Source organism: Paraburkholderia piptadeniae, from assembly GCF_900007165.1.
Taxonomy (GTDB): Bacteria; Pseudomonadota; Gammaproteobacteria; order Burkholderiales; family Burkholderiaceae; genus Paraburkholderia; species Paraburkholderia piptadeniae.
In genome coordinates this window covers 1-6,454 of record NZ_CYGY02000202.1, presented here as the reverse complement: position 1 = coordinate 6,454, position 6,454 = coordinate 1, and the positions used below count along the sequence as shown (strand labels likewise).

Here is a 6,454-nt window from a genome sequence, read left to right as displayed (position 1 = left end):
TTTCCGGAGCCACCTCTCTCGATACGGTTATACCGCTGATGCGGAGTAAGAGCGTCGACAGCCTTCAACCGAATCCCACCACATCGATCGCTCGCCTCCGGAGTCGAAACTTACATGGCGGATTTTCTGATGATGAATACGAGCAAAGAAATAGCAGCGCTTGAGAGCGTGCTTGCAAAAACGGTCGATGCGCTCGTCGCCTACCTGACGGACTGTCGGTTCAGTGAGTCGCAGTTGAACGTCGGAAACTTGGTGATGGCAGTAGAAGCGGTCTACGAACCGCATCCGCGGTTCTGGCGAGACCTCAGTCTAACGTGTGTCGCCGATGCAATAGCGCGCGTGTTCCCTGACTGGAAGCCCAATGGACGCCAAACCCCGCACGGCGGCAAGAGTCCGATGCGAGATATAGAAAAGGTGCTGGAACTCTACGCTTTTGACGAAGCTAACGCGGAAATGCTCCTCTCCCTGCCAAAGCATAAGCGCCCTGAAGACCGAACGTCAGCAGCCGATTGGATTTGCGCCGAATATCGTCGCAAGGGGCAGACGACGGAGTTGCTGTTCGCGCAAATGGACGGCAAACGATGCGGTGAGGCCGCGCTGGAGGTACTAAGGTGCGTAGAAAACGCGCGTGGTGGGAAGCCGTTCGAGAGAATCGGAACCGCCATCGCCCGCTGGTACCGCGAGTCAGTGATGAAACAGCGGACGGAAAAATCTGTCCCCTGACGTGCGAAAAACAGGACTGCGGCTATCGCAGTGTATGCCGGCCCAGAGCGGAATTCGTTTCCGATTTCGAGATTCGGCAACAAACGTACGCTAACGCCCGCTTGTGCCGCCAGCACCACCTGATCAAAGTTTCCATACAGCCGCATCGTGCCCCTAGCCACCAGTGCTATTACCGAACCTCAAATTTCTCTTAAAGTTTTTTGATTTTCATCCGTTAAGACGTTCACATCAAACAGTAACATTAATTTCCAAAAGCACAAGCGTCAATCGGAGTAGAAATGGCAATCGGACAGGCCGCTTTGCAAGCCCTGCAAAACGCAAGCACAGCCACAGCGTGGATCGGTGATTCGATCGGAGTTGTTGCGGCTCTTATAACACGCTTTACCGCAAATTTTCATGCGATGTGGGCATTCATCGGCATCCTTCTCCTAGCAATAGCCATGATGAACGTATGGCTGCTTAGTCGAGTAGGTCTATCACCTTCAACTACTCCGCCTGCCTTAGTCGGCTCGGTCGTCCTCGGGTCCATTGGTTCGCGACTCGTCGGAAACTGGTTGACCCTCAAAGCAAAATAAGCAAAAGGGTCGAGTGGCAATTCTATTGTTCAGGCCAAGCTCCTTGCCCAATCGGAGTTTCTTCCACTGTCAGGCGAGGCTTCCGGCTGATGCCGGATTTTCACTAAACGCGACTGCAATTAACTGAAAACTATCCACCAAGGGAGTAACCGATATGCCCATAAAATGTAACAACCCAGACATGCTGATTACATTTGTGAAGCAGAAGCATCCGCAGGCCGAATTCTCGAATCCAACTCATCTTCAGACAAAAATCAGTTTTCCTTGCGGTCTCGTTATGAATATCTTCAATACGGGCACGGTAAATTTCCAAGGCAACAGCCACGAAAATCGCATCGCAGCCGACCTCCTCAACGTTATCGACGCTATCAACAGATAACTGAGTCTGAACCGAGCGAACGGAGGGCTTGCGCGAGCAGGAATCAGATATCCTGCCCGCGAGAGTCACTAGCGATCGCTCACCATCACCGGACCGATCAAGCGGCAGTCGATTCAGCCGCGGCAGCGTTTGTCGACGCGGACGCTTGCGCCGGTGCTTCCGGCGTCGCGACCGACTTCTTCGCGGCAGCATTCCTCGCCGTCACCTTCTTCGTCGCGACTTTCTTCGCAGGCGGCTTCTTGGTCGCTGCAATGCTCTTTTTTGCAGCGACCTTCTTCGTAGCAACCTTCTTGGCCGCACCCTTTTTGGCAGCCGCCTTCTTCGCACCTACTTTCTTCGCGGCAGCTTTCTTGGCCGGCACCTTTTTCGCCGCCTTCGGCGCCACATCACCCTCGCCCGTGCCGCCGTCAATCAGAAATGCCGTGCGGTCTTTAGCGCCGGCAAGCCACGCCGGAGCAGGACCTCGGCCGCTCCACGTCGCCCCGGTCGCGGGGTCGCGATACTTCGGTGTCTGCGGCCCGCGAACGTAATTGCCGACCTTGGCGGCCGTCTTCGCGGTCGGCACCGGAGATCCCGATGCGCCATCTATTGCAAACTTACTACGGTCTTTCGCATTTGCAATCCACGTGGGAGCGCGACCATGCCCAGTCCAGGTAGCGCCACTCTTCGGGTCGCGATACTTTGCTACCGACACAGACGACTTGGCGGCAACCTTAACGCCCGGCTTGCGACCGCGCTTCTTCGAACCGCCGATATGCGCTTCGATGTCAGCCGTGGTCAAGCCATGCTTTTGCATAATGTCGCGAATCTTAGCGATTACCCCCGACGACTGTTGTACGGCCAGCGCTTCCGCCCGAGCCTGAAGCTTTGCAATCTGCGCCTGGACTTTCTCAAGTGTTGTCATTTATATTTCTCCTATAGTCAGTAATGGCGGCACTATGCCACATAACCGTGCAAATAGGCCATAGAGCGGCAGACCTCATCGACGATACTGAGACTAGATTGACGTTCGCAAGGCGCGGCGTTTGCGTTGGTTGGGCAGATCGCCAAAGCCGCGTAAACCGTATAAACGGGGAAATTTCATGGATGAGAGAAAGCGCGACAGCATGGTCGCCTATCTACGCCGCAGAATGGCAGAAGTCGGCATTGAACCCGACGATCTCGCAGCCGCGATTGCCGAAGACCAGCTTAAACAGAAAACTGCCCGATATCGCAGTGCGACCGGAGAAATCTGGTCGGGCGACGGGGAGATGCCTCAATGGCTCAAGCAGGCCATCAGTGCAGGGCAATCATTGGAACACTTCGCTGTCGAACACGCTGCGCCTGCGGCGCCGGCAATGACCGAGACGCGTACAAAGGTAGACTGGAGTCAGGACCCGTTTGCAGGCAGCAGACTTGCGGCCGCGCAGCCGTCACATCGCGACACTTGAATATGCGCACCCGTGGTCAGCTATTTGCCATCTTGTCGAACTAGTAATTAAGCTATTTCACGCTCAACCGAAATCGACTACATCGGACGGTCGACCAGCTGGGAGACCGCAAAATCCAGCTTGAAACTAGAACCATGACGTCTCGTTTCCCTCGCCCAATGCGCTTCTCTGCGACGGGGTCGAAAGGATGGAGTCGATGAAAGTGTGAGCTCGCTTTCCCCCGTACCGGAACGCTTCCTCTTCGCTGAGGAAATCGAACTTCTCCTGGAAACTTGTAACCTCGTGGCTTTCATCGCCAGCCGACGAAACGGTCCAAGATACGCGGAAACGCCGATACGCACCGCCCAGCGAATGAGACCGCGCCGGTGTGACGTGAACGTCGATGCTGTAACCGCGATACGTCGCGTAGGACACGGTAGGCATGGCTCCCCCTCACCGCAGAAACGCGGCGTCAACCGGTGCTTGCCAGCCACGTAAAGCACGCGAAATGCCCGAGCCATGTGGCTGTCACTGCAAGTACGACGCTGGCTTAAGATGGCCGAAGTGTCGAGACCAAGCCGGCGCGCTATGCTCCGATGAAAGTTCGTCGGAATGACCTTGCTGGATAACCAAAGGCGGCCGCCAGCGTGGGATTGTTGGCTGCCAATGAGGGCACTTCGTCTCAGACACCGACGCATATCCACGGACGCGGCAGCGTCAGAAACGTTCCACGATGGCCTCTTCCCGCACCTCAATGTCTCCACGACTATCGCGCTACCAGAAAAAGCGCGACTTCACAGTCACTCCAGAGCCTGGGACGTCCCCTGCCAGCGAGTTGCGTGGAAAGGGGGACCTCGGCTTCGTCGTACAGAAGCACTGGGCGAGCCGATTGCACTACGATTTTCGTCTTGAGCATGATGGGGTACTCCTCTCTTGGGCCGTTCCCAAAGGCCCGTGCTATGACCCGAAAGAGAAACGGATGGCGGTGCATGTGGAGGACCATCCCGTCGAGTATGCAGCCTTTGAAGGAACAATTCCGCCGAAACAGTATGGCGCCGGCACCGTCATCGTATGGGACCGTGGAATCTGGGAACCGATCGGCGACGTCAGCAAAGGCATCGAGGCCGGCAAACTTGTCTTTCGGCTCCATGGCGAAAAGCTCGCGGGACTGTGGGAGCTGGTACGCATATCAAAGCCAGTTGACAAGCAAGACCAGTGGATGCTTTTCAAGAAACGAGATGAATGGGCTCGTCCTCTGGCAGAGTACGACGTCATTAAGGCGCTACCAGATAGTGTGATCTCGAAACCGCTCGGCCTCGCGGAAGATCGCGAGCCAAGGTCGGCCAGGCCGCGACGCGGCGCTGAACCGGAGGTCGACCTGTCCTCTGCAGTGCGATCACCCCTGCCAGCGAAGCTTGAGCCGCAACTTGCGACGCTTGCGACTTCGCTGCCGACGAGCGGCGACTGGATAATCGAAAACAAACTGGACGGGTACCGCCTGCTAACTCGCATCGACAAAGGACGCGTGCGACTTTACACGCGAGGCGGCCACGACTGGACAGCCAAATTCCCGGCGCTCGTCGCCGAGATTGGCGCTCTGCCGCTCTCGAGTGGGTGGTTCGATGGCGAGATAGCTGTGCTTAAAGACGGCTTGCCGAATTTTTCCTCACTCCAGGATGCGATTGACGACGCGCGGGCCAATGAAGACATCGTCTATTTCCTGTTCGACCTGATGTATCTCGACGGAAACGACCTGAGAAAAGTACCACTTTGGGCGAGGCGTGCGCGGCTCAAGAGCCTCCTCGAGAACTCAGGCGAGCGATTGCGGTTCAGCCCGGACTTTGATGCACCGCCGGCACAAGTTTTCGAAGCTGCCGCCGGTCTGGGATTGGAAGGCCTCATGCTTAAGCGGCGTGCCGCGCCGTATGAATCAGGACGTACTCAGTCGTGGTTGAAAGCAAAAGCGCGACTGCGCCAGGAACTGGTTATCTGCGGATTCACCGCACGCGGCGGCAAATCCGGCGAAGTGGGCAGCCTCCTGCTCGGCTACTACGTCAGAGACAAGCTTCATGATGCAGGTAGCGTCGGCACCGGCTGGGACTCACGAACTGCACATGACCTTTGGCACCGTCTCATTCCACTGGAAGTTGGATCGGGACCGTTTGATGTGCAGGTCAAGAAACAGCGACGATGGGGCAGACGCGCGCCGCGTAGCGAGCGCTGGGTTCGACCCGTGCTGGTTGCCGAGATCGAATTCTCCGAGTGGACGGCAGATGGTGCCATTCGGCAGGCGTCGTTCAAGGGATTACGCCTCGACAAACCCGCTGCCAGCATTGTTCGAGAGGGAGGCAAAACGCAGGCACCCGAGCGACTGCCGCAGCTGAAAATTACTCACCCGGAACGAATCGTCGACCCTTCGACCGGCATTACGAAAGCCGACCTCGTTCGCTATTACGCGAGCGTCGCCAAGTGGATGCTGCCTCATCTCAAGGACAGACCCGTGGCAATGGTCCGTGCGCCCTCCGGTATCGCGGGCGGTGAACTGTTTTTCCAGAAACACGCCGAGCGAACAGGCATGCCAGGACTCACCGCCCACGACCGCGACCTTTGGCCCAAGCATCCGCCATTGCTGAGTGTCGATACGGTAGACGCGCTGCTCTCAGCTGCGCAAATGAATGTCGTCGAGTTTCACACATGGAACTCTACGGTCCGCAAACTCACCCAGCCTGACCGTGTCATCCTCGACCTAGACCCTGGCGAAGGAGTGAAGTGGGCTCACGTTCGGGAGGCCGCACTTCTCGTTCGAGTGCTCCTGTCGGAACTGGGATTGCGCGCCTGGCTGAAGACGAGCGGCGGGAAAGGTCTTCACGTTGTCGTGCCACTGACGTCGCGGTTGGAATACAGCGCGGTCAAGTCCTTCTCTCAGGCTTTCGTCCGGCATCTGGCGAAGACGATTCCAGAACGCTTTTCGGCAGTATCTGGCCCCTCAAATCGCCTTGGCAAGGTCTACGTCGACTACTTGCGCAATGGCAAGGGACAGACGACCGCCGCGGCGTTTTCGGCGCGCGCACGGCCCGGGATGGGCGTATCGATGCCGGTTTCATGGGAACAGCTCAGCGACCTCAAAAGCGGCGCGCAGTGGAACGTTCAGACGGCACGCGAATACCTAAGCTTCCAGTCGGAGGATCCGTGGGCGGACTACTGGTCGTGTGGGCAGTCGCTAGCCGCGGCTATCAAGGGTCTACGGTAAAGGGGCAGTTGCGACCGTGGCAGCCAGCGAGGTACCTCACGCGGCGCACGACCATCCGCCAATTGACGAGAGCGGCCCCGTTACGAGATACTGTATATTCATAAGGGCTATCCACTTA

5 protein-coding genes are annotated in these 6,454 nt (G+C 57.3%); 4 read left to right on the top strand and 1 reads right to left on the bottom strand.

Annotated features, from left to right (window positions below):
• The first annotated feature begins 114 nt into the window (after positions 1 to 114).
• A complete protein-coding gene (locus tag BN2476_RS47540) occupies positions 115 to 723 on the top strand; it encodes a hypothetical protein (RefSeq protein WP_227747384.1) in 609 nt (202 codons plus the stop codon).
• Between the two features lie 278 nt (positions 724 to 1,001).
• Positions 1,002 to 1,298: a hypothetical protein gene (locus tag BN2476_RS46290; protein WP_143811242.1), complete on the top strand. Its 297-nt coding sequence runs from the start codon at positions 1,002 to 1,004 to the stop codon at positions 1,296 to 1,298.
• A 476-nt stretch (positions 1,299 to 1,774) separates the two neighbouring features.
• On the opposite strand, the gene BN2476_RS44390 is transcribed toward BN2476_RS46290, so the two are convergent.
• Positions 1,775 to 2,581 (bottom strand): H-NS histone family protein, encoded by an 807-nt coding sequence (locus BN2476_RS44390; RefSeq protein ID WP_087740421.1) that lies wholly within the window; start codon positions 2,579 to 2,581, stop codon positions 1,775 to 1,777.
• 178 nt (positions 2,582 to 2,759) lie between these two features.
• Between BN2476_RS44390 and BN2476_RS44385 the strand changes: the two genes are divergently transcribed.
• Together BN2476_RS44385 and ligD are read left to right on the top strand one after the other, a co-directional pair.
• Positions 2,760 to 3,107 (top strand): H-NS family nucleoid-associated regulatory protein, encoded by a 348-nt coding sequence (locus BN2476_RS44385; RefSeq protein WP_087740420.1) that lies wholly within the window; start codon positions 2,760 to 2,762, stop codon positions 3,105 to 3,107.
• Positions 3,108 to 3,819: 712 nt separating this feature from the next.
• Complete coding sequence (gene ligD / locus BN2476_RS44375; RefSeq protein ID WP_087740418.1) at positions 3,820 to 6,336, top strand: DNA ligase D; 2,517 nt, start codon at positions 3,820 to 3,822, stop codon at positions 6,334 to 6,336.
• The last annotated feature ends 118 nt before the right edge of the window (positions 6,337 to 6,454 follow it).